The sequence below is a fragment of the Nocardia barduliensis genome (assembly GCF_013315795.1).
GTDB classification, from domain to species: domain Bacteria; phylum Actinomycetota; class Actinomycetes; order Mycobacteriales; family Mycobacteriaceae; genus Nocardia; species Nocardia barduliensis.
On sequence record NZ_JABLTE010000097.1, the window covers coordinates 1 to 22,622 of the forward strand.

The window sequence follows — 22,622 nt, forward strand, 5'->3', positions numbered from 1 at the left end:
CGTTGGACGGCAAACCGCACCACCTCGGTGCACGCGAGCTGTGTGATTTGGCCGCGACTTCGTCGCGGCGGGTTCGCGGCCCCTTTGTGGCTCGCGTCCGAGCGACCGCCGCTTGCTCCTTCGTCGCGGACGCGGTGGTCGCTCGGACGCGAGCCGGGCCGCGAACGGCGCATGCTCGCTCTCGCTTCGCTCGAAAGACGTGGTCGGGGTGCGCTGGGCGCGTAAGACGAGAAACCGCAACACCTGGGTGTACGCGACACCGCTGTCACTTCCGGCAGCGCCTCACCGCTGGGTGTTCGCGGCTCCTTTGTGGCTCGGGTCCGAGTGATCGCCGCTTGGTGCTTCGTCGCGGGCGCGGTGGTCGCTCGGACGCGAGCGGGCCGCGAACGGCGCATGCTTGGTCTCGCGGCGTTCGGGTCGGTGTTTGGCCGCTGTATGCGGCCGGAAGCCGAGGGTCTGGAGTTGCGGCGTGGTCGATGGACTGCGCTTGTTCGATGGGTGGCGATCCGTGTCGTCGCCGAGGGATGGCGGCCTTCGGTCAGAGGGTCTCGGTGAGTACGCCCGCGGTCATGTGCCAGCGGCGGGTTGCGCGGATGGTGTCGAGCATGCGGCGGTCGTGGGTGACGAGCAGGAGGGTGCCGTCGAAGGATTCGACGGCCTGTTCCAGCTGTTCGATGGCGGGGAGGTCGAGGTGGTTGGTCGGTTCGTCCAGGACGAGCAGGTTCACTCCGCGGGCTTGCAGCAGGGCGAGGGCGGCGCGGGTGCGTTCACCGGGGGAGAGGGTGTCGCACGGTCGCAGCACGTGCGGGCCGCGCAGGCCGAATTTGGCCAGCAGCGTGCGTATGTCGGCCTCCGGCAGGTCCGGCAGTTCGGCCCCGAAAGTCTCGGACAGGGCGGCGTTCCCGCGGAAAAGTCCACGCGCCTGGTCCACCTCGCCGATCTGGACGCCGGAGCCGAGGCTCGCTGACCCGCTGTCGGGCCGGAGCCTGCCCAGCAGTACCGCGAGCAGGGTGGATTTTCCGGAGCCGTTCGCCCCGGTGAGCACGATGCGGTCGGCCCAGTCGACCTGGGTGGTGATCGGACCCAGCGTGAAGTCGCCGCGGGTGACCCTCGCCTGGGACAGCGTCGCCACCACGGAGCCGCTGCGCGGGGCCGCGGCGATGCTCATGCGCAGCTCCCATTCCTTGCGCGGTTCCTCCACCGCCTCGAGCCGTTCGATGCGGCGCTGGGTCTGCCTGGCCTTGGCGGCCTGCTTCTCGGTGGATTCGGCCCGCATCTTGCGGCCCGCCTTGTCCGAGTCCAGCTTCCTCGGGTCACGCGCCTTGCGGCGTGCGTTGCGGACGCCGTGCTCGAGCCAGTTGCGCTGCATCTGCGCGCGGGCCTCCAGACCCGATCTGGTGTCGGCGTACTCCTCGTAGGCCTCGCGCGCGTGCTGCCGGGCGATCTCCCGCTCCATCAGATACGACTCGTAACCACCGTCGTACAGCCCGACCTGTTGCTGGGCGAGGTCCAGCTCCACGATGCGATTCACGGTGCGCGCCAGAAACTCCCGGTCGTGGCTGATCACCATCAGCGGCACCCGCACGCCGGCGACGAACTGCTCTAGCCGGGCCAGGCCGTCGAGGTCGAGATCGTTGGTCGGCTCGTCCAGCAGCAGGATGTCGAAGCGGGACAGCAGGACCGAGGCGAGTCCGGCACGCGCGGCCTGGCCGCCGGACAACCCGGTCATGGGGGTGTCCAGGCCGCCCGGCAAGCTGTCGGTCAAGCCGAGGTCGGCGGCGACCTCCTCGGCGCGCTGGTCCAGGTCGGCCCCGCCGAGGGCGAGCCAGCGCTCCAGCGCGGGGGAGTACTCGTCCGGCCCGCCTTCGGCGAGGCGCTCGGCCGCGGCGTCCATGGTTCGCTGCGCCTCGGCGACACCGGTTCGGCGGCACAGGAATTCCGAAACGGTTTCACCCTCGACCCGCTGCGCCTCCTGGGCCAGGTAGCCGACCGTGGCATCCGGGGGACTGAGTGTGATGCTGCCCGTCGGCGTGTGCCGGTCGGCGAGCATGCGCAGCAGGGTCGACTTGCCCGCGCCGTTCACGCCGACCAAGCCGATCACGTCGCCCGGCGCGAGGGTCAGATCGAGGTCGGCGAACAGGGTGCGCTCGCCGTGACCGGCCGACAGGCCGCGGGCATGCAGAGTGGTGCTCACCAGCACGAGTCTGCCGTGCTCGGGGTCGCACCCTGAGGTCGGCCCCGGGAGAAATCAGGGTCGGTATCGGCCGTCGGGCCGATGGCGGAGCCCGCGGCGCGGGGCACAGTGGAGGTCGTAGCGATCACCGCCAGAGAGGGAAGACCAATGACCGCCCCCACCCGTCGTTTCACCCGCTCCACCCACGACAAGTGGATCGCAGGCGTCTGCGGTGGCCTCGCCGAGTACCTCGGCTGGAACGCCAACGTCGTCCGTCTGCTGTTCGTGGTGTCGTGCCTGCTGCCCGGTCCGCAGTTCGTCCTGTACTTGGTTCTGTGGCTGCTGATGCCGAAGAAGTGAGCCGGGGGGCTGCGTCGAGCCCGCGTGGGTGTCAGGATGGAACGATGTCGCTCGTGCGGCACGCGCCACCGTTCGATTCCCGCTGAGGAGGAGTCATGATCACCTCGGGCGAATTCCCCGGACTGGATATACCCCGCATCGACGCGTCCTCGTCGCTCGACGGATTGGGTGCGATCGAACTGCACCACCCGACCCAGGACATCGACGGCGACGGCACCCTCGACACGGTCACCACGACGGGTGCGGAGGCCATGCAGGTCTGGACCGACTACGACCACGACGGCTTCGCCGATCACGTCACCGTGGTGGAGAAGGACGGGGACTACGCCGCCTGGGAGTTCCATCGCCACCCGGACGGCACCTCCGAGTGGATTCGCACCGACCGGGGCCGGATCGGCAGCTAGTCTTCGCCGCGGAAGCGGAATTCGGGGGAACCGGATGTCGGCGTGTTGCGTCGAAGGAAGTACGGCGGCATCCGGCGCGAACGGGATTCGCGCCGGCGCGAGGACATTACGAGCACGGAGGGGAATCGTGGGCGGGTCGGAGACGGTCGGTGTGCGGACGGGGGAACTCGGCGCGCTGGGCAGTGACTACCGGAGATCGGCGGACGCCGTCCGCGACCAGGCGAAGCGAATCGCCGACCATCCGTTCGGCATCGGCGACGAGGCGGGCCGCAACTACGCGCCGCAGGGAATCGCGGTGCGGCAAGGGCTGGAACGGATCAGCGCGTGGCTGCGCACTTGGAGCACCGCCACCACGGCGACCGCCGACGCGTTAGGGGCCGCCGTGGTGGCCTACGCCGAGACCGATCAGCAGCGCGCCGACGAGACGAACAAGACATGAGACCGCCGAATGACACGTGTTCGCACCAGCGACGCCACACATTCGAGGAGGCGGAATCATGACGGTTTCCTGGCAGGGCAAGTCGATCGACACCCTCTTGGACGAGGGCGCCGAGGGGCTGCGGTACTGGATCGAGTTCATGCCGCTGTACGAGGCGGCGTTCGGCGGCAACGGGGGCCGCGGGAACGTCGACAAGCTGCTGGCTGGGTACGACGAGCAGCGCGGCATGCGACTGGAGAAGCTGGAGCAGGCGGGCGAGGCGTTGCAAGTCGCCCTGTCCGAGGTCGATCGCCAATGGGACGCGCAGCAGGTCTACGCCCGCAGGCTGCCCGAGTTGTGGCAGGGCACGGCGGCCACCGCCGCGCTCGACATGCTCGGCAAGCAATCGGTTCTGGCCGACGAGGACCGGCAGCACGCGCGCGCGGCGATGACCGTGATCGCGGACATGGCGGGTGCGCTGCGCTCGGCGGTCGCCGCGAAGGCGTTCGCCACCCGAGAGCTGCTGGAGGGCCCGGTGGGCGGCAGCAAAGTCGTCGCCCTCGCCGGCAAGACTCCCGAAGACGTGAAAGTCATCGTGGACGTCCACAACGCGCGAGAGTGGATCGATGCCGACCAGGTGCGCGAACTCGGTCGTATCTTCCCGGCGCTTGCGGTGCCGGAAGACAAGATCAACAAGAGTGTGCTCGGTTTCCTCAATTCCGACAGCAGGAACCTGCTCACCGGCGCGTACGGCGACCGGGTCCGCAGCGTCACCACCGAGTGGCTGACCAAGACCTTCAAGCCCGACTTCGATCGGAAGCTGGCGTCCTATGTCGACGTCTGCGCCGAAGTGGATCGCCTGGTCAAGGATCAGTACAAGAATCTGACCGACGCGCTGGCGCAGCTCTCCGAGCGGGCCTACCCGTGCCCGGAAGTCCCGGCGACACCGCAGCCCGCCGCGCCCGCCGTCCAGGACGAGCCGAAGGCCCAGGTTGCCCCCGGCGCGCCCGCCACCACGGTCCAGGCGAGCACCACGCCGAGCAGCGTCCTCGCGTCGACCACTCCGAGCGCTCCGAGCACGTCCACCATCCCCGAGACGCCCAGTCCGCCCACCGCTCCGGAGACGCCCAGTCCGCCCACCGCTCAGGAGACGCCCAGTCCGCCCACCGCTCAGGAGACGCCCAGTACGTCCACTACCCCCGCGCCCAGGCTGCCGTCACTGGACGGCCTGGCCGCGCTCAGTCAGGTGGCCCGGGAGTTGTCGTCGGCGGCAACGGGTCTCGGCCAAGCGTTGGATCAGGGATTGTCCGCGCTCGGCGGCGTCATCGCCGGCGGAGTCGACGACGCGATCGAGAACCTCTTGCCGAGCGCCGAGCCGCAGAGCGCCGAAGCCGACGAGGCCATCGAAGAGGACGAAACTCCCCGGCTCAAGGCGGAATTCGATATCGGCGGAAAGCACGCGCAGTTCGAGATGGGGCCGGACGGCCAGGTGAAACTGCTCCTGTCCGACGCGACGGGCGAGGTGCGGGAGTTCACCATCGAACTGGACGAGCACGGGATGCCGATCATCTCGGCAACCGAGCCGAACACCGAGGACGCGCGGCCCGAGGATCCGGAGGCCGAGGCACCGGCGACTGAAACCCTGGAGACCGAGGCACCAGCGACCGAAGCGCCGGAGGCCGAGGCTCCGGCTCCCGAGGCTCCCGAGGTCGAGGCTCCGGGGGCCGAGGACAAGGAGGCGCCCGCCCCGGCGCCGCACACCGATGCGGAGCGGCCCGGTCTTCCGGGCACAACCCCGCCGCATACCCGGCGTGAAGAAGACGGCGAGCACCACCCGAAGCCGATGCCACACCAGCGCGAGCCGGAATCGGACACCCCGGCGGACAGTGGTGCCGAACTCGCGGAAGCGGGGCCGCTGGGTGCGGAGTTGGCGGAGGCGGGCCCCCTGTGAGCGCGGCCGGATGAGTGCCGCCACATCGGACGAGCGAGGAGGCGCGGCATGGTGAACTACGCCGAGGAAGCGAGGCAACTCGGCGCCGAGAACCAGCGCCGCATGGCACTGCTGCTCGACGAGATCCAGGCGATCAACGAGCAGACCGCGGCCACCGGCCGGGAGTTCGCCGACCGCCTCGCCGCCGATATGACCCAGTTCTGGGCCACGCATGCCGGCGACTTGGACAAGGCCGCGGCCGAGGCTGAGGAGAAACAGCGGCTGGAAGACGAGGCGCGCGAGCAGCGGGAGGCCATTGCCCGGTCGATGGCCGCCCGCCGGGCCAATCAGACGGTCGCGCCGGTCGACGAGGAGGACGAGGAAGCCAAGTTCTACCAAAGAAAGAGCTGGCTGATCTGACCCGCGCCGCTGCTCCGGCGTCCGGGCTACCGCCGCAGCAGTGCGGCGAGCTGCCCGACCTTCAGCTTCGGTGGCTCCTCCTCCTGAGGGGCTTGCGGGTCGACGACGGTGGTGTGTGGGATGACCTCGTCAGGCTCGGCGAAGACACGGTAGGTCTTGTCGCCCGCAAGCGTGGCGAGCAGGTAACCGGCCAGCAGCGCGCGGGTGGTGCGGGCGGTCTTCGATTCGTGCTTGCCCGCGCCGACGGCCGCGAGCACGCGCCTGCCCTCGATGATGCCGTTGTGCGAGGCCTTGTCGATGGCGCGCAGGACGGCGGGGCCGCCCCAGGCGGTGGCCAGTGGAATGGCGTTGGAGCTGACCGAGGTGATGTCGGCCGCGCCCGCCAGGATCAACGCCGGAATGTTCAGCTCGGGCGCCCCGGCCTCGGCGGCGGGCGCCGTCGGCGCGGGAAACAGCGCCGCGACGGTGGCGACCTCGCGGCGGCCTGCGGCGATGACGGCGGCGCCCGCGCCCATGCCGTGTCCGGCCAGGGCGAGACGCTCCGGATGCACGCTGATCTCACCATCGCCGAGCCGCACACCGGTGCAGATGTCGAGCGTGGTGAGCAAATCGGCGGCAAGACCCAGATGTGACGGAATCGGCCCACGCTCGGTGTCCGGGGCGGCGGCCACAATGCCCCAGGAGGCGAGGTGTTCGAGCAGCGTGCGGTAGTGGCTCGCCCCGGTCAGCCAGCCGTGTGCGAACGCGACAGCGGGTAGATTCCGCCCCGACTCGGGCGTGAACACCACCCCCGGCTGGCCGGCGATGGCCAGGTTGCCACGCAACACGCGGTGCGGACCCCGGCTGGTCAGGGTGCTCAGTAGCGATTTCACAGACGCCGACACGACGTGAACGTTATCCGATAAGTAGTGTGGTGAGCCATGTGCGGAATCGTGGGGTACGTCGGGTACCGGGACGCGCTCGGCGTCGTCGTTGACGCGTTGCGCCGCATGGAATATCGCGGATACGACTCCGCGGGTGTGGCGATCCTGGACGGCGCGGGCGCGCTGGCGGTGGAGCGCAAGGCGGGTCGCCTGGCCAATCTGGAGGCCGAGCTCGCCGAATCCGGCATCGACCGGTTCGTGGGCACCACCGGCATCGGGCACACCCGCTGGGCCACGCACGGCGCGCCGACCGACCGCAACGCCCACCCGCACCGGGACCACAGCGGCAAGGTCGCTGTGGTGCACAACGGCATCATCGAGAACTTCGCTCCGCTGCGCCGCGAGCTCGAGGACGCCGGAGTCGAACTGAGCAGCGACACCGACACCGAGGTCGCCGTGCACCTGGTGGCCCGCGCGTACACCAACGGCCCGACCGCCGGTGACTTCGCGGCAAGCGCGCTGGCCGTGCTGCGCCGCTTGGAGGGCGCGTTCACCCTGGTCTTCACCCATGCCGACCACCCGGACGTGATCGTGGCCGCGCGCCGCTCCACGCCGCTGGTCGTCGGCGTCGGCAAGGGCGAGATGTTCATCGCCTCGGATGTCACGGCGTTCATCGAGCACACCCGCGAGGCGGTCGAACTCGGCCAGGACCAAGCCGTCGTGATCACCCTGGACAGCTACCGGGTCACCGACTTCGCGGGCGAGGACGCCGGTGCGCGCACCCGCCCGTTCACCATCGACTGGGACCTGGCCGCCGCCGAGAAGGGCGGTCACGACTACTTCATGCTCAAGGAGATCGAGGAGCAGCCCGCCGCGGTCGCGGACACGCTGATGGGGCACTTCAGCACCGACAGCGGCAGCGCGGGCCGGATCGTGCTGGACGAGCAGCGCCTCGCCGACCAGGAGCTGCGCGATTTCGACAAGGTGTTCGTGGTCGCCTGCGGTAGCGCCTATCACTCCGGTCTGCTGGCGAAGTACGCCATCGAGCATTGGACGCGGCTGCCCGTCGAGGTCGAGCTGGCCAGTGAATTCCGCTACCGCGATCCCGTGCTGGACCGTTCCACGCTGGTGGTGGCGATCTCGCAGTCCGGCGAGACCGCCGACACACTGGAGGCGGTGCGGCACGCGAAGGAGCAGAAGGCGCGCGTGCTCGCGATCTGCAACACCAACGGCGCGCAGATCCCCCGCGAATCCGACGCGGTGCTCTACACCAGGGCCGGGCCGGAGATCGGCGTCGCCTCCACCAAGGCGTTCCTGGCCCAGGTCACCGCGAATTACCTGGTCGGGCTCGCCTTGGCGCAGGCGCGCGGCACCAAGTACCCAGACGAGGTCGCCCGTGAGTTCGCCGAACTCGAGGCGATGCCGAAGCTGGTGGAACGCGTGCTGGAGACCGCTCCGCAGGTGCGGGCGATCGCGCGGGAGCTCGCGCAGGTGCCGACGGTGCTGTTCCTGGGACGCCACGTCGGCTACCCGGTGGCGTTGGAGGGCGCGCTCAAGCTCAAGGAACTGGCTTACATGCACGCCGAGGGGTTCGCCGCGGGTGAGCTCAAGCACGGTCCGATCGCGCTGATCGAGGACGGCCTTCCGGTGATCGTGGTGATGCCGTCGCCGAAGGGCCGCGCGGTGCTGCACTCGAAGCTGCTGAGCAATATCCGGGAGATCCAGGCTCGCGGCGCGCGCACCATCGTGATCGCGGAGGAAGGCGACGACACGGTTCGCCCGTTCGCCGACGACCTCATCGAGATCCCCAGCGCGCCGACGCTGTTCCAGCCGCTGCTGTCGACGGTGCCGCTGCAGATCTTCGCCGCCGAGGTCGCACAGGCCCGCGGCTACGACGTCGACAAGCCGCGCAATCTGGCCAAATCCGTCACCGTGGAATAGTTCAGCGGCCGTGCACCGCGAGGTGCGCGGCCGCTGCCCTGTGATCCAGGGGCCAGGTGCCTATACGGTGGCCAGAGCCCGCTGCTGGTCGACGGCGGCGTCGCGGCGTTCGAGGCGCCCCGACACAACCGCGAGGACCAACGCCACCAGGACCAAGCCCACGCCGACCCAGTTGGGCGAGGTGTAGCCGAGACCCGCGGCTATCACCACACCGCCCAGCCAGGCCGACACGGCGTTGCCGAGATTGAACGCGCCGATGTTGACCGCGGAGGCCAGGGTGGGCGCGCTCGCCGCTTGGTCGAGGACGCGCTTCTGCAGCGGCGGGACGGTCGCGAAGCCGAGCGCGCCGATCAGCACGACCGTGACGGCGGCGCCGACTTTGCTGTGCGCGGTGACGGTGAACAGCGCGAGCACGATCGCGAGCCCGCCGAGGGTGAGGTACAGCATCGGCATCAGGTGCCGGTCGGCGAACCTGCCGCCGATCAGGTTGCCCGCGAAGAAGCCGAGCCCGAACAGCACCAGCAGCCAGGTGACCGAGCTTTCCGCGTAGCCGGTGACCTCGGTCATCATGGGCGCGAGGTAGGTGATCGCTGCGAACACGCCGCCGAAGCCGAGCACCGTCATCGCCATGGCGAGCAGCACCTGGGGATTGCGGAACACCGCGAGCTCGGTGCGCAGCGCGGCATCCGCGGGCGCGGGTTGCTCCGGTACCAGCGCCGCGACGCCCGCCAAGCCGATCAGCCCGACCAGCGCGACGACCGAGAAGGTCAGCCGCCAGCCGAAGTACTGGCCGAGCAGCGTGCCCAGCGGCACGCCGACCACGGTGGCGACGGTGAGTCCGGTGAACATGATCGCGATCGCACCGGCGCGCCGGTCGGGGCCGACCAGGGTCCCCGCGACGACCGCGCCGATTCCGAAGAACGCGCCGTGGGCGAGCGAGGCCACGATCCGCCCGGTGAGCATCAGCCCGAAGGTCGGCGCGACGGCGCACAGGACATTGCCGAGGACGAGCAGCGCCAGCATGCCGAGCAGCATGCGTTTGCGGGAGATCCGGGTGCCGAGCCCGGTCATCAGCGGCGCACCCGCCACGACGCCGAGCGCGTACCCGGTGACCAGCAGGCCCGCGGTGGGGATGGACACCGCGTAGGTGTCCGCGATGTCGGGCAGCAGGCCGACGACGACGAATTCCGTCGTCCCGATTCCGAACGCCCCGAGAGTGAGGGCGAGGAGTGCGACAGGCATGCGGGGGAGCCTCCAGGAGGTTGCATCCAGCTTTTACAGGCGTAGACAATAGTTGCAGGCGCACTTTAATTGCAAGAGCGGGCTATTGCGTAACCTGTCTATCCTGGAGGCACGACCCCCGAGCCGAAGGAATGCCGATGACCGCGGATGCCGCACTGACCGGCCTGGCCGATGGTTGGTACGCACTCTCGTTGCTGCACGACCGGATCGAGGCGCACATCGAGCGGGCGCTGCAGAACGGCCACGAACTGAGCGTTCGGGAGTACTCGCTGCTTGTCGTGCTGAGCCGCCAGCACGATGGGCCCGGCGGGCACCTGCGGATGAATCAGGTCGCCGAGGCCGTGGTGCTGAGTCAGAGCGCCACCACCCGCCTGGTGTCCCGGCTGGAAGATCGCGGGCTGCTCCAGCGCTACCTCTGCCCCGACGACCGCCGCGGCATCTACACCGACGTCACTCCGGCCGGCCTGGACTTGCTCGAGCGGGCCCGGCCCACGCACGACGCCGCCTTGGCCGGCGCCCTCGGCCAAGCCGCCGCCAACCCGGAACTCGCTCCGCTCGTGGCCGCCGTCGAAGCCCTGAACACCAGTTCGGCTCACGGCGCCCGTCCTCGGGACTACCGCCCGGTGTGAGTCCCGCGTGCCGTGGCCGGAATCGGACGCGCCGGACCATGCGTTCGGAGACACGGCCCGGCGGTAGACGCGATCGTCGAGCGCACCTGCGCGGCCGTCCGCACTATTGGACGGTGATCGACCCGCGCATCTCCGGATGCAGTGAGCAGAGGTAGCGGTAGTTGCCCGGGGTGGTGAAGGTGTAGCTCCACTCGCCTCGGTCGAGGATCGGGCTGTTGATGCCCATCGCCTTGTCGCCGATGCCCTGCACGGTGTGCGGGACCTTGTCGTCGAATTTCCACGTGACCGTGTCGCCGACCTTGACAGTGACGTCGGCCGGGGAGAATTTCATGTCGTCCACCGCGACGGTGGCGGCGGCGGGCTTGCGCTCGCCGGTCTGCTGGACGGTCGTGGTCGGCCGAGCCGGTTTCCTCGTGGTGGTGGCGGCCGAGTCGGATTCGTCACCGCCGCAGCCGGACAGCAGCAGCGCCCCGGCGAGGGCGGCTCCCGTGACGGCGCGGAGGGTCCCGGTGCGGCGGCGGACGCTTGGCATGATGGCCAAGCGTAGTAGCCCACACCGACGGAGGGAGCGGCGATGTCCACGCAGCGGGGCTATTTCACGGTCGACGAGGTGCGCGCGGCAGAAGCCGAGCTGTTCACCCGGGTGCCGGACGGGGTGCCGATGGGTCGTGCGGCGCACGGTTTGGCCACCGTGGTGGCGCGCGAACTGCGGGAGCGCACCGGCGGTGTCGCGGGACGCGCGGTCACCTTGCTGGTCGGATCCGGCGACAACGGCGGTGACGCGCTCTGGGCCGGGGCGCGGTTGCGCCGCCGCGGCGTCGCGGTCACCGCCGTCTTGCTGAAGCCGGAGCGCGCGCATGCGAAAGGACTTGCGGCGCTGCGCGCTGCGGGCGGCCGGGTCGCCGACCACGCGGGCGCCCCTGACCTGGTGATCGACGGCATCGTCGGCATATCCGGTCGGGGGCCGCTGCGGCCGCGTGCGGCGGAAATCGTTGCGGCGCTGGACGCTCCGATCGTCGCCGCCGACCTGCCCAGCGGCGTCGACCCGGACACCGGCGCGATCGACGGCCCGGCTGTCCGCGCGGACGTCACCGTCGCCTTCGGCGCCTACAAGCCCGTGCACGCCCTTGCCGCGGCGCGATGTGGCCGAATCGAGTTGATTCCCATCGGTTTGGACCTTCCGGAACCGGGTCTCGTCGCACTGGAACCCGCATCGATCGGGGCCGCGTGGCCGATCCCCGGCCCGTCGGATGACAAATACACGCAGGGCGTGACGGGTATCTGCGCGGGCAGCGCGACGTATCCCGGCGCCGCGGTGCTGTGCGCGGGCGCCGCCGTGGCCGCGACGTCGGGCATGGTGCGTTATGCGGGAACCGCGGCGGCCGAGGTGCTGAACCATTTTCCCGAAGTGATCGCCACCCAGCGGGTCGCGGGCACCGGTCGCGTCCAGTCCTGGGTCTTCGGTCCCGGCGCGGGCACCGACGCCGACGCCGGGCAGCGCCTCGCCGAGATCCTGGCCACCGACCTCCCGGTCGTGGTGGACGCCGACGGCCTCACCCTGCTGGCCGCGGAGCCCGAGCTGGTGCGCGGGCGCGCGGCCCCGACCGTGCTGACCCCGCACGCGGGCGAGTTCGCCCGCCTCACCGGCCGCGAGATCGGCCGGGACCGGGTGGCCGCGGTCCGCGAACTCGCCGAGTCCTGGCAGGTCACGGTGCTGCTCAAGGGCCGCGCCACGCTCGTCGCCGCACCCGGCCGTCCGGTGCTGGTCAACGAGGCGGGCGGTTCGTGGGCCGCGACCGCGGGCGCGGGTGACGTGCTCTCGGGCATCATCGGGACGCTGCTCGCCGCGGGCCGCGACCCCGCCTGGTCGGCCGCCGCGGCCGCACGGGCGCACGCGCTGGCCGCGAACCTCGCCGCCCACGCCGACGCGCCCGGGGGAGCCCCCATCTCGGCAAGCGTCCTGGCAGCGCACGTCCGTCCCGCGATCGGCGTCCTGCGCAGTCTCGCGCACCCTTCCTGACCGGGTCCGCGATTCGGAGCGCGCGACGCCGAGACGACGCCGCCGAACACGACCGATTCGGTCGAGCCGAAGCCTCCGGGAGCGCCTGCGCCGATGCGAAAAGCGAGCGCCGAGCGCGCGATCAGTCGACGGCGGAACCTCCGGTGCCCCGAGTCGAAGCTGCGGATGGGAGTCGGCGAAGGCCGGGACGCTTGCCCCGCGCACCGATGCGTCGATCACCGGTGCACGTACCAGATGGCGGTGGTGGCGACGGACACATGGCGAACAAACCGATTGGAACCGAAACAGAGCGCGCCAATAGACTCGACCGCAATCGACACAACGACTGATTTCGAGAGCACATGGGTAACTCGCCGGGTACGCCCAAAACCCAGGCGGCACCGGACCTGGGACCTGACCGCGAATCCCGCGTCACCCGGCCGGTACGGCCCGATTTCTCGGAGAGGCGGAACAGACTGCCGTGAATGCGCAAGTGGAAACGGTCATCGACCTCGACGCCATCGCCCACAACGTGCGGATCCTGCGGGAACACGCGGGCGATGCCGCGGTGATGGCGGTGGTGAAGGCCGACGGCTACAACCACGGCGCGGTCGAGGTTGGCAGGGCCGCCCTCGCGGCGGGCGCGGCCGAGCTGGGCGTCACGACGGTGGCCGAGGCCGTGCAGTTGCGCGCGGCCGGCATCACCGCCCCCATCCTGTGCTGGCTGCACAACACCGACACCGACTTCGCGGCCGCGGTGGCCGCCGACGTCGAGATCGGCATCTCCTCGCTGGCCCATCTGCGTGCGGTCGAGGCCGCGGCGCGGGGCGCGGGCCGTCCGGCGACGGTCACGCTGAAGGTGGACACCGGCCTGAATCGCAACGGCGTGTCGCCGGTCGAATACCCGGAGGTCCTGGCCGCGCTGCGCGCCCTGGTCGACGAGCAGGCGGTGCGTTTCCGCGCGATCTTCTCCCACCTCGCGCACGCCGACGAACCGGAGCACCCGAACAACGACGTGCAACGCGCCCGGTTCCTGGAGGCGATCGCCACCGCGAAGGAGCACGGCTTGGAGCCGGAGCTGGTGCACATCGCCAACTCCGCCGCCACCCTGACCCGCCCCGACCTGGCCTTCGATCTGGTCCGGCCGGGCATCGCCGCGTACGGCCTCTCCCCGATACCGGACCGCGATTTCGGCCTGCGCCCGGCGATGACGTTCCAAGCCAGGGTGGCGCTGGTCAAGCGGGTGGCCGCTGGTGAAGGCGTCTCCTACGGGCACCAGTGGATCGCGCCGCGCGACACCACCGTCGCGCTGATCCCGGCGGGTTACGCCGACGGTGTGTTCCGTCCCTTGAGCGGACGATTCGACGTCTGGCTCGGCGGGGCTCGGCGCCGCAACGTCGGCCGGGTGTGCATGGACCAGTTCGTCGTCGACCTCGGCGACAACGCGGCGGGTGTCCGGGAAGGCGACACCGCGATCCTCTTCGGTGCGCGTCCGCATGCCCAGGAATGGGCGGACCTGCTCGGCACCATCCACTACGAAGTGGTGTGCTCGCCGCGCGGACGGGTGACCCGGCGCTTCACGGGTGACCTGCGGTGAGCCGCTTGCGGGTGACCCCGCTGCGCGGCGGGCTGGCCACCCTGGGTGTCGTCGGTGCGCTGGCGGGCGCGCATGCCCTGCGTCGCGCCGGTGCGCGCGTGCTGCGGCCGGCGCGGGGCGACGACTACCGCGACGAGGACTTCGGGCTGATCGATGCCGACCGCGCGGGCACGGTGCTCGCCGATGACGGCGTGCCGCTGGCCACGCGGACCTGCGGCCCCGACGACGCGCCGGTGACGGTGATCTTCGTGCACGGCTTCTGCAACAGCATGGCCTCCTTCCACTTCCAGCGGCGTGACTTGGAAGAGCGATGGGGCGCACGGGTTCGCATGGTGCTGTTCGACCTGCGCGGGCACGGCCGTTCCGGCGTGCCGAGTGCCGCGAGCTGCACGGCCACCCAGCTCGGGTCCGACCTCGCGGCCGTGCTGCGCGCCACCGCCCCGGCCGGACCGGTGGTGCTGGTCGGGCATTCGCTGGGCGGGATGGCGGTCCTGGCCGCGGCCGCGCGGTTCCCGGAATTGTTCGCGGCGAGGGTGATCGGGATCGCACTGCTGTCGACCACGGCCGCCGAGGTCACCGCGGCGGGCATCGGGCAGCTGCTGCGCAACCCCGCGATCGACGGTTTCCGGCTGGCCGTGCGCACCGCGCCCGCGCTGGTGCAGGCCGGACGCGTCACCGCGCGGCACGTGATCACGCCGATCCTGCACGTCAGCTCGTTCCACGGTCCGGTGAGCCCGACCCTGTCGCGTTTCGCGACGCTGATGATCGACCGGACGCCGGTGGAGACCATCGTGAAGTTCCTCGAGGCCATCGAGCTGCACGACGCGTCGGCCGCGTTGCCCACTCTGGCGGACACACCGGTGCTGGTGCTCGGCGGCCGCCACGATCGGGTGATCCCGTTCCGCAATTCGCGTGCGCTGGCCAAGGCGCTACCCAACAGCGAGCTCATCCTGTTGGACGGCGCCGCGCACATGCCGCACCTGCAGTACCCGGACATCGTCAACGCCGCGCTGGAGCGATTGCTGGTACGTGCCGGTGCGATCGAGCCGGTGACGGGAGACGCTGCGGAGGTGACCGGTGGCTGATCCGGGGTATCGGGTGCTGCCCACCGTCGCCGACACCGAGGCGCTCGGCCGGGAACTGGCCACGGATCTGCGCGCCGGTGATCTGGTGGTGCTGGACGGTCCGCTCGGCGCGGGCAAGACGGCGCTCACCCGTGGCATCGCGGCCGGCCTCGGCGTCCAGGGCCGAGTCAGCTCGCCGACGTTCATCATCGCCCGCCAGCACCGCGCCGGGCAGCGCGCGGGCGGGCCGCCGGTGCCCATGGTGCACGTGGACGCCTACCGGCTCGGCGGTGATCTCGACGAGCTGGACGCACTGGACCTGGACACCGATCTGCATCAGGCGGTGGTCGTGGTTGAGTGGGGCCGCGGCGTGGTGGAGCACCTCGCGGAGCGGCACCTGCGCGTGCTGCTGTCGCGTGCGCCGGATTCGGATGTGCGCACCGCGATCTGGGAATGGGTGGATTAGCTATCGGGTAGCTATGCGTCGATGGCGCTTACCACCCGGTATCGTTGGGCCAATCATGCTTGTACTAGCCGTCGACACCGCGACACCCGCCGTCACAGCGGGACTGGTGGAGCTGGAGCCGGGCGCCGACGTGGCGGATCCCGTCCGGGCACGGACCGTCGCCTCCCGGGTACGCGTCGATCCCCGTGCCCACGCCGAGGTGCTCACCCCGCAGATCCTCGAATGCCTCACCGAGGCAGGCCGTTCCAGGACCGAAGTCGACGCGATCGTCGTCGGTGTCGGTCCCGGCCCGTTCACCGGTCTGCGCGTCGGCATGGCCACCGCGGCCGCGTTCGGTGACGCGCTTGGCATCCCGGTCTACGGCGTGTGCAGCCTCGACGCGATCGCCGCCGACGCCGACGCCGACCCGGCCGTGGCGCCCGCGGTCGACCTCCCGGCCGACGCCGAACTGCTCGTGGTGACCGACGCGCGGCGGCGCGAGGTGTACTGGGCGCGCTACCGCCAGGGCGCGCGGGTGGCGGGACCCGAGGTGTGCAAGCCCTCCGACCTGGACACCGACCAGGCCACGGCGATCGCCGGATCCGCCTCGCACGTAGACTTCTTCGACCTTCCGGTCCTTCCCGCCGAGACGCCGTCGCCCGCCGGTTTGGCGCGCGTCGCCGCCGCCGAGTTGCTGTCTCGCAGCACGCCCGCGCCGTTGGTTCCGCTGTACCTGCGCAGGCCGGACGCGGTGGAGAACGCCTACCGACGACTCGACCGGACGGGAGCGTGACGTCCGTGGCTTTCCGCATCGAGCCGATGGTGGCCGCCGACATCACCCGCTGCGTCGAACTGGAGCAGTTGTTGTTCCCGGAGGACGACCCGTGGGCCGCCGTGGCGTTCCGGTCCGAGCTGGCCGGCCGGCACAACCGCTACATCACCGCACGCGACGAGGACGGGCGAATGGTGGGCTACGCGGGTATCGCCCTGCTGGGTGACGCCGAACACCCCGAGGCCGAGGTGCACACCATCGGCGTCGATCCCGGCTGCCACCGCGCGGGCGTGGGCACGCTGCTGCTGGAGGCGCTGCTCGCCGAGGCGGGCAGGCGCGGCGGACCGGTCTTCCTCGAGGTCCGCACCGACAACGCGCCCGCGATCGCGCTGTACGCCAAGCACGGTTTCCACATCATCGGCTTGCGCAAGAACTACTACCACCCCAGTGGCGCCGACGCCTACACCATGCGCAGGCCCGCGCTGAGCAGCGAGGACCGGCGGTGGCGCACACCGGACGAGGTGCTGTCGTGATCATCATGGGCATCGAGAGCTCCTGCGACGAAACCGGAGTCGGCATCGTCCGCCGCCACCCCGACGGCACCTGCGAACTGCTCGCCGACGAGGTCGCCTCCAGCGTCGAGCAGCACGCGCGCTTCGGCGGCGTCGTCCCCGAGATCGCCTCGCGTGCCCATCTCGAGGCGATCGTGCCCGCCATGCGCCGCGCGCTGTCGGCGGCGGGCATCGCGAAGCCGGACGCGCTTGCGGTCACCATCGGTCCCGGCCTGGCCGGTGCGTTGCTGGTCGGCGTCGCCGCCGCGAAAGCGTACGCGGCGGCCTGGGACGTGCCTTTCTACGCGCTCAACCATCTGGGCGGGCACGTCGCGGTGGACACCCTGGAACACGGGCCGATGCCGCCGTGCGTCGCCCTGCTGGTGTCGGGCGGGCACACCCACCTGCTGCACGTCACGGATCTGTCCGAGCCGATCGTGGAGCTGGGCAGCACGGTCGACGACGCGGCGGGCGAGGCGTTCGACAAGGTGGCGCGCCTGCTCGGCTTGGGCTTCCCCGGCGGCCCGGCCCTGGATGCCGCCGCGTCGAGCGGTGATCCGCGCGCGATAGCCTTCCCGCGTGGCATGACCGGTCCGCGTGATCCGCGCTACGACTTCTCCTTCTCGGGACTCAAGACCGCGGTGGCCCGCTATGTGGAGGCGGCGCAGCGCGACGGCGTCGCCGCCGAGGATCTGCCCATTCCGGATATCGCGGCCTCGTTCCAGGAGTCGGTCGCGGATGTGCTCACCATGAAGGCGGTTCGCGCGGCGCAGGACGTCGGCGTCGGCACGCTGGTGCTGGGGGGCGGCGCCACGGCCAACTCCCGGATCCGCTCGATGGCCGAGGAGCGTTGCGCCGCGGCCGGTCTGACCCTTCGGGTGCCCAAGCCTCGGCTGTGCACGGACAACGGGGTGATGATCGCCGCACTCGGCGCGCATGTCATCGCGGGCGGCGCGGCTCCTTCGCCGCTGACGGTCGCCACCGATCCCGGCCTGCCGGTGTCGGTCAGCATGGTCCGCTGACCTGCTCCGAACTGCCGATGACGCCCGGCACGCCTGCGCGTGCGCCGTGCGCACCGCGACCGCGTCAGTTCGGGAGGAACAGCCCCGGCGTCGATGCCGTGCCCGGGTTGCCGCCCGGCGGAAGCGGCAGGCTCGACCGCACGGGCGCCTGATTCGGGGCCGAGTTCGAATCGGGAGCCGCCGCGCTGGGCGCCGTCGGCGACAGGGTGCGGCCCGGCGGTGGCGCGAGCGAATTGCTCTGCACCGCACCCGGATTGCCGAACAGCGGACCGAGCAGTTCCGGGAAGGGGATCGGCGGAAGGTTCGGGTCCGGCCGCAGCGTGGGCTGCGTGGGAACGAGCACCTGGGTGGTCGGCGGTACGCCGGTCGCGCTCTGCGGCCCGCGTGCGGTGGTCGTCGGCGCGCTGCCCGCGCTGTCGGAGGTGTGGCCGTGCGTGGTGGCGGCCGCGGTCGACGGCGGTGCGGACGTGGGGGTCGGCAGGTGCGAAGCGCTGCTCGTGGTGCCCGCGGGGGAGACCTCGTCGTCCGATGTGGGCGCGAACGTCTTCACGCCGTAGCCGACGATCAGGCCGACGACCACCAGGGCTCCCGCCAGCGTGCCGAACACCTTGGTGACCGTACCCGCTGGCGCGTCACCGCCGAGCGCGCTCACCGGGAACACCGAAGGCTGCACCGAATCCGCGACCAGCGCCGCGCCTTTCGCGGTCACCGCCTCGGGGTCCGGCACGGTGAACACCGGGATCTCCAGCGCGGCGGTGAGCGTGTCGAGCACCGCCGGGATGTTGGCGCCGCCGCCGATGACCGCGACCGCCTGCGGTTGCCGGGGCGCCCGCGCGAACGCCGCCGTGACGAACAGCGCCAGGTCGCGCAGCAGGTCGGCGATCAACTCCTCGAAGTCGGCCCTGGTCAGCTTCAGCGGACGCCCGGCGACGTGGTCGATGGTGACCGCGGGCGCGATGGACAGGTGCTCCTTCGCCGCGCGGCCCCGGTTGGTCAGCATGCCGCGGTTGGGGCGGGTGCCGCGCCGGGCGAAGTGCATGTCCACCAGATGGTGGTAGATCAGGTCGTCGATCGCCTTGCCGCTGACGGCTGCCGTGCGATCGGAACGGAGCAGGGAGTCGTCGGTGCGGTCGGCCACGGTGACGCTGAGGCCGGAGGCGCCGAGGTCGACGATGGCGACCGTGTCGTAGCGATCCAGCAGGCCGGTGTGCTTCAGGTACGTCAGGGCGGCGGTGCCCTCGGGGATCAGCCGCAGGTCGCGCTGTTTGCCGGTGGCCGAACGAATTATCTGCGCCTGCTCTTTGGTGCGGTAGGCGACCGCGACACTGGTGGGCGGGTGACCGGTCATCGGTTCGGCGTCGCGCGGCGCGCCCGCGAACCGCCCGCCGATCGGACCGATGATCTCGCGCGGCGGCTGCGTGGTCGGCAGCTGGGTGGTCATCAGCTCGATCGAGGAGGCCACCAGGTCACCGAGGTCGGAATGGGCCGCGTCGGCGGAGACGACGCGGTAGTCGAAGCTCTGCGAGCCGTTGGACGCGGTGGCGACCAACGCCGAGCACACCACCTCCGCCCCGGCCGAGATGCCGAGGGATGTTCGCATGTTCACCTCCCTTCGAGCGGATGGTCATGGTGTCGCCGACCATCTCGAATGGACTGCCGGACCGCCGTGTGGATGACGCGCGACCCGGACCGGGAAACGAACCGGCCCCTCGTCCGGGTGGGTCGCGGGGACCGGCCATGGATCACGTGTGTCTTGCTCTCTGGTGAAGCTGGTTGGTGCGACGATCGTGCTGCGACGCTGCGTATTCCGGCGGCGCTGCGGTACCCGGGTGCGGCCTCGCCGCCGTTTGCGGACGGCGAACGTGGCGGCCGGACAGCGACCGTCGTCAATAGTGTCACAATCCGTTATCCGAACGTTACTGTTTCTTCGAACTAATCGCCAAGCCGGTGCGTGTCGGGCGCGCCGCGCAAAGTTGGCACCGCCCAGCCTTGAGCGCTGGCACTCTCATGTATAGAGTGCTAGTCGGCACTGTATGAAGTGCTTGTGCCAGCAGCTTGACCACTGGGCAGGGGTCCCGGCACCCGCGACGACGGGGCTATGCGCAGGGTCAGCACCGTGACCAACCGATGAGTCCGGGACAACAGTCCCGGACGACCGAATCCCCTGAAAGTGGAGGGCTCAACGTGGCGAGCGTGAACATCAAGCCGCTCGAGGACAAGATCCTCGTCCAGGCCAACGAGGCCGAGACGACGACGGCCTCCGGCCTGGTCATCCCCGACACGGCGAAGGAAAAGCCGCAAGAGGGCACCGTTGTCGCTGTCGGTCCCGGCCGATGGGACGACGAGGGCGAGAAGCGCATCCCGCTGGATGTCCAGGAGGGTGACACCGTCATCTACAGCAAGTACGGCGGCACCGAGATCAAGTACCAGGGCGAGGAGTACCTCATCCTGTCGGCGCGCGACGTGCTGGCCGTCGTCACCAAGTAGCCGATCGGGCACGCATGCGTTCCGCCCCGGTGTCTTCCGCGACCCGGGGCGGAACGCGTTCGGCGCCGACACCCCGGCACTGAAACACGCGGTGCGAGCGACGGGCCCGTAGGCGGCAGCCTGCGTAACCACGGGAGCACCGCTCATTCGGCACAGCGGTGCGAGCGACGGGCCCGTGGCGGTCCGGAGCGCCGCAATCCACTACAGGAGCGAATCCTCATGGCAAAGCAGATCGAGTTCGACGAGAAGGCTCGCCGGGCTCTGGAACGCGGCGTCGACAAGCTCGCCGACGCGGTCAAGGTCACTCTCGGCCCGCGCGGACGGCATGTCGTGCTCGCGAAGTCCTTCGGCGGTCCCACCGTCACCAACGACGGCGTCACCATCGCGCGCGACATCGAGCTGGAAGACCCGTTCGAGAACCTCGGCGCGCAGCTGGTCAAGAGCGTCGCCACCAAGACCAACGACGTCGCGGGTGACGGCACGACCACCGCCACCGTGCTGGCCCAGGCGCTGGTCCGCGCCGGGCTGAAGAACGTTGCCGCCGGCGCGAATCCGATCGTGCTCGGCTCCGGCATCGCCAAGGCCGCCGACGCGGTCTCCGAGGCGCTGCTCGCGCTGGCCACCCCGGTCTCCGGTGAGCAGGCCATCGCGCAGGTCGCGACGGTGTCCTCGCGTGACGAGGAGATCGGCGAGATGGTCGGCAAGGCGCTGACCACCGTCGGCAAGGACGGCGTCGTCACCGTCGAGGAGTCCTCGACGCTGCAGACCGAACTCGTCGTCACCGAGGGCGTGCAGTTCGACAAGGGTTACCTCTCGCCCTACTTCATCACCGATCCCGACAGCCAGCAGGCCGTCCTGGAGGACGCGTTCGTCCTGCTGCACCGCGAGAAGATCAGCTCGCTGCCGGACTTCCTGCCCCTGCTGGAGAAGGTGGCCGAGAGCGGCAAGCCGGTCCTGATCATCGCCGAGGACGTCGAGGGCGAGGCGCTGTCGACCCTGGTGGTCAACGCCATCCGCAAGACGATCAAGGCCGTCGCGGTGAAGGCCCCGTTCTTCGGCGACCGCCGCAAGGCGTTCCTCGACGACCTTGCCGTGGTCACCGGCGGCACCGTGATCAACCCCGATCTCGGCATCACCCTGCGGGAAGCGGGCCTCGACGTGCTCGGCAAGACCCGTCGCGTCGTCGTCACCAAGGACGACACCACGATCATCGACGGCTCCGGTTCCGCGGCGGACGTGGAGGCGCGGGTGGCGCAGCTGCGCCGTGAGATCGAGGCCACCGACTCCGACTGGGATCGCGAGAAGCTCGAGGAGCGGCTGGCCAAGCTGGCCGGCGGCGTCGCGGTGATCAAGGTCGGCGCGGCCACGGAGACCGCGCTCAAGGAGCGCAAGTACCGCGTCGAGGACGCGGTGAGCGCCGCCAAGGCCGCCGTGGAAGAGGGCATCGTGCCCGGCGGCGGCACCGCTCTGGTGCAGGCGAGCGGCAAGCTCGTCGAGTTGCGCGACTCGCTGTCCGGCGACGAGGCCGTCGGCGTCGAGGTGGTGCGCACCGCGCTGCAGGCTCCGCTGTACTGGATCGCCACCAACGCGGGCTTGGACGGCGCGGTGGTGGTCAGCAAGGTGGCCGAGGGCAAGGAGGGCTTCAACGCCGCCACGCTCACCTACGGCGACCTGCTCACCGACGGTGTGGTCGACCCGGTGAAGGTGACCCGTTCGGCCGTCGTGAACGCGGCGTCGGTCGCGCGCATGGTGCTCACCACCGAGAGCGCCGTGGTCGACAAGCCCGCCGAGGAGCAGCACGATCACGGCCACCACGGCCACGCGCACTGAGCGCAGCGCCGCTGCGGGGCAACGCCGTTGACAAGGCCCCCGAACCGCCTGGTTCGGGGGCCTTGCGCGTACTACCGACAGCTCGAGGCCGTGATGTGTCCACCGCTGATACCGGGAATGTTCCGAAGCTCGACGCGCGGTTGCCGCGGAAGGACCGTGGGAATTGTCACGGGCGGTCGGGCCCGTACGCGCGGAGCGGGAATGCCTGGCCCGACGCCGGATTCAGCTGGCGACCGGCGGCTGTTCGGCGGCGATGGCCGCGAGTAAGCGAGCACGCAGCGACGGCGGCGGCGTGGCCGCCGTGGCCGTGGCGAGAACAGCGAGCGCTTCCTTCGTGTCTCTGACTTCTCGGACGAACTCCGCGCGTAGCGCGGGGTCCTCGTTGTCGAGCAGTTCCTGCACTTCCTGATGGTCTTCGTCGTCGATCGATCCGAGCGCGACGGTGTGCGCGAGATCGATCTGGCGTTCGTTCATC

Annotated in this window: 22 protein-coding genes; 16 read left to right on the forward strand and 6 right to left on the reverse strand. The window is 70.6% G+C overall.

The window, feature by feature from the left end; translation table 11 throughout:
* Window positions 1-538 precede the first annotated feature (538 nt).
* Window positions 539-2,194, reverse strand: a complete 1,656-nt coding sequence (locus HOV91_RS30390) for an ABC-F family ATP-binding cassette domain-containing protein (RefSeq protein WP_174188751.1) — start codon at window positions 2,192-2,194, stop codon at window positions 539-541.
* A gap of 147 nt (window positions 2,195-2,341) precedes the next feature.
* On the opposite strand from HOV91_RS30390, the gene HOV91_RS30395 reads away from it, so the two are divergent.
* The 5 genes from HOV91_RS30395 (at window position 2,342) to HOV91_RS30415 (ending at window position 5,705) form a co-directional block, all read left to right on the forward strand.
* Complete coding sequence (locus HOV91_RS30395) at window positions 2,342-2,533, forward strand: PspC domain-containing protein (RefSeq protein WP_174188752.1); 192 nt, start codon at window positions 2,342-2,344, stop codon at window positions 2,531-2,533.
* Between the two features lie 95 nt (window positions 2,534-2,628).
* Entirely contained in the window at window positions 2,629-2,937 is a 309-nt protein-coding gene (locus tag HOV91_RS30400; RefSeq protein WP_174188753.1) for a DUF6802 family protein, read from the forward strand.
* Window positions 2,938-3,064: 127 nt separating this feature from the next.
* Window positions 3,065-3,376 (forward strand): type VII secretion target, encoded by a 312-nt coding sequence (locus HOV91_RS30405; RefSeq protein ID WP_174188754.1) that lies wholly within the window; start codon window positions 3,065-3,067, stop codon window positions 3,374-3,376.
* A 58-nt stretch (window positions 3,377-3,434) separates the two neighbouring features.
* The gene (locus tag HOV91_RS30410) at window positions 3,435-5,306 is read left to right on the forward strand and encodes a hypothetical protein (RefSeq protein ID WP_174188755.1); all 1,872 of its coding nucleotides are present in this window, start codon (window positions 3,435-3,437) and stop codon (window positions 5,304-5,306) included.
* A 48-nt stretch (window positions 5,307-5,354) separates the two neighbouring features.
* On the forward strand, window positions 5,355-5,705 hold the full coding sequence (locus HOV91_RS30415; RefSeq protein WP_174188756.1) for a hypothetical protein: 351 nt from the start codon (window positions 5,355-5,357) through the stop codon (window positions 5,703-5,705).
* A 26-nt stretch (window positions 5,706-5,731) separates the two neighbouring features.
* Here the strand turns inward: HOV91_RS30415 and HOV91_RS30420 are convergent, their stop codons facing one another.
* Window positions 5,732-6,589, reverse strand: a complete 858-nt coding sequence (locus HOV91_RS30420) for a poly(ethylene terephthalate) hydrolase family protein (protein ID WP_174188757.1) — start codon at window positions 6,587-6,589, stop codon at window positions 5,732-5,734.
* A gap of 36 nt (window positions 6,590-6,625) precedes the next feature.
* On the opposite strand from HOV91_RS30420, the gene glmS reads away from it, so the two are divergent.
* Complete coding sequence (gene glmS / locus HOV91_RS30425; RefSeq protein WP_174188758.1) at window positions 6,626-8,509, forward strand: glutamine--fructose-6-phosphate transaminase (isomerizing); 1,884 nt, start codon at window positions 6,626-6,628, stop codon at window positions 8,507-8,509.
* A 60-nt stretch (window positions 8,510-8,569) separates the two neighbouring features.
* On the opposite strand, the gene HOV91_RS30430 is transcribed toward glmS, so the two are convergent.
* The gene (locus tag HOV91_RS30430) at window positions 8,570-9,751 is read right to left on the reverse strand and encodes an MFS transporter (protein ID WP_174188759.1); all 1,182 of its coding nucleotides are present in this window, start codon (window positions 9,749-9,751) and stop codon (window positions 8,570-8,572) included.
* Window positions 9,752-9,888: 137 nt separating this feature from the next.
* Between HOV91_RS30430 and HOV91_RS30435 the strand changes: the two genes are divergently transcribed.
* Complete coding sequence (locus HOV91_RS30435; protein WP_174188760.1) at window positions 9,889-10,380, forward strand: MarR family winged helix-turn-helix transcriptional regulator; 492 nt, start codon at window positions 9,889-9,891, stop codon at window positions 10,378-10,380.
* Between the two features lie 103 nt (window positions 10,381-10,483).
* Here HOV91_RS30435 and HOV91_RS30440 read toward each other — a convergent pair whose 3' ends face one another.
* Entirely contained in the window at window positions 10,484-10,912 is a 429-nt protein-coding gene (locus tag HOV91_RS30440; protein ID WP_174188761.1) for a cupredoxin domain-containing protein, read from the reverse strand.
* 42 nt (window positions 10,913-10,954) lie between these two features.
* On the opposite strand from HOV91_RS30440, the gene HOV91_RS30445 reads away from it, so the two are divergent.
* From HOV91_RS30445 to tsaD, 7 genes are all read left to right on the forward strand, one after another.
* Window positions 10,955-12,400, forward strand: a complete 1,446-nt coding sequence (locus HOV91_RS30445) for an NAD(P)H-hydrate dehydratase (protein WP_174188762.1) — start codon at window positions 10,955-10,957, stop codon at window positions 12,398-12,400.
* A gap of 460 nt (window positions 12,401-12,860) precedes the next feature.
* Window positions 12,861-13,976, forward strand: a complete 1,116-nt coding sequence (gene alr / locus HOV91_RS30450) for an alanine racemase (RefSeq protein ID WP_312884820.1) — start codon at window positions 12,861-12,863, stop codon at window positions 13,974-13,976.
* A complete protein-coding gene (locus HOV91_RS30455; RefSeq protein WP_174188763.1) occupies window positions 13,973-15,061 on the forward strand; it encodes an alpha/beta fold hydrolase in 1,089 nt (362 codons plus the stop codon). Before alr ends, HOV91_RS30455 begins: the two co-directional genes overlap by 4 nt.
* On the forward strand, window positions 15,054-15,506 hold the full coding sequence (gene tsaE / locus HOV91_RS30460; RefSeq protein ID WP_174188764.1) for a tRNA (adenosine(37)-N6)-threonylcarbamoyltransferase complex ATPase subunit type 1 TsaE: 453 nt from the start codon (window positions 15,054-15,056) through the stop codon (window positions 15,504-15,506). The genes HOV91_RS30455 and tsaE overlap by 8 nt, the downstream gene beginning before the upstream one ends.
* Before the next feature lie 55 nt (window positions 15,507-15,561).
* Window positions 15,562-16,278 carry a tRNA (adenosine(37)-N6)-threonylcarbamoyltransferase complex dimerization subunit type 1 TsaB gene (gene tsaB, locus HOV91_RS30465; protein ID WP_174188765.1) on the forward strand — a complete coding sequence of 239 codons (717 nt, stop codon included), beginning with the start codon at window positions 15,562-15,564 and terminating at the stop codon, window positions 16,276-16,278.
* 5 nt (window positions 16,279-16,283) lie between these two features.
* Window positions 16,284-16,790, forward strand: coding sequence for a ribosomal protein S18-alanine N-acetyltransferase (gene rimI, locus HOV91_RS30470; RefSeq protein ID WP_043720194.1), 507 nt, complete (start codon window positions 16,284-16,286; stop codon window positions 16,788-16,790).
* A complete protein-coding gene (tsaD, locus tag HOV91_RS30475) occupies window positions 16,787-17,830 on the forward strand; it encodes a tRNA (adenosine(37)-N6)-threonylcarbamoyltransferase complex transferase subunit TsaD (RefSeq protein WP_174188766.1) in 1,044 nt (347 codons plus the stop codon). Before rimI ends, tsaD begins: the two co-directional genes overlap by 4 nt.
* 64 nt (window positions 17,831-17,894) lie before the next feature.
* Here tsaD and HOV91_RS30480 read toward each other — a convergent pair whose 3' ends face one another.
* The gene (locus tag HOV91_RS30480) at window positions 17,895-19,430 is read right to left on the reverse strand and encodes a DUF7159 family protein (RefSeq protein ID WP_174188767.1); all 1,536 of its coding nucleotides are present in this window, start codon (window positions 19,428-19,430) and stop codon (window positions 17,895-17,897) included.
* A gap of 584 nt (window positions 19,431-20,014) precedes the next feature.
* On the opposite strand from HOV91_RS30480, the gene groES reads away from it, so the two are divergent.
* Both groES and groL read left to right on the forward strand, forming a co-directional pair.
* Complete coding sequence (gene groES / locus HOV91_RS30485) at window positions 20,015-20,317, forward strand: co-chaperone GroES (RefSeq protein WP_028479292.1); 303 nt, start codon at window positions 20,015-20,017, stop codon at window positions 20,315-20,317.
* 219 nt (window positions 20,318-20,536) lie between these two features.
* Complete coding sequence (gene groL / locus HOV91_RS30490) at window positions 20,537-22,147, forward strand: chaperonin GroEL (protein WP_174188768.1); 1,611 nt, start codon at window positions 20,537-20,539, stop codon at window positions 22,145-22,147.
* 222 nt (window positions 22,148-22,369) lie between these two features.
* Here groL and HOV91_RS30495 read toward each other — a convergent pair whose 3' ends face one another.
* Window positions 22,370-22,621 carry an RskA family anti-sigma factor gene (locus HOV91_RS30495; protein ID WP_174188769.1) on the reverse strand — a complete coding sequence of 84 codons (252 nt, stop codon included), beginning with the start codon at window positions 22,619-22,621 and terminating at the stop codon, window positions 22,370-22,372.
* Between the last annotated feature and the right edge of the window lies 1 nt (window position 22,622).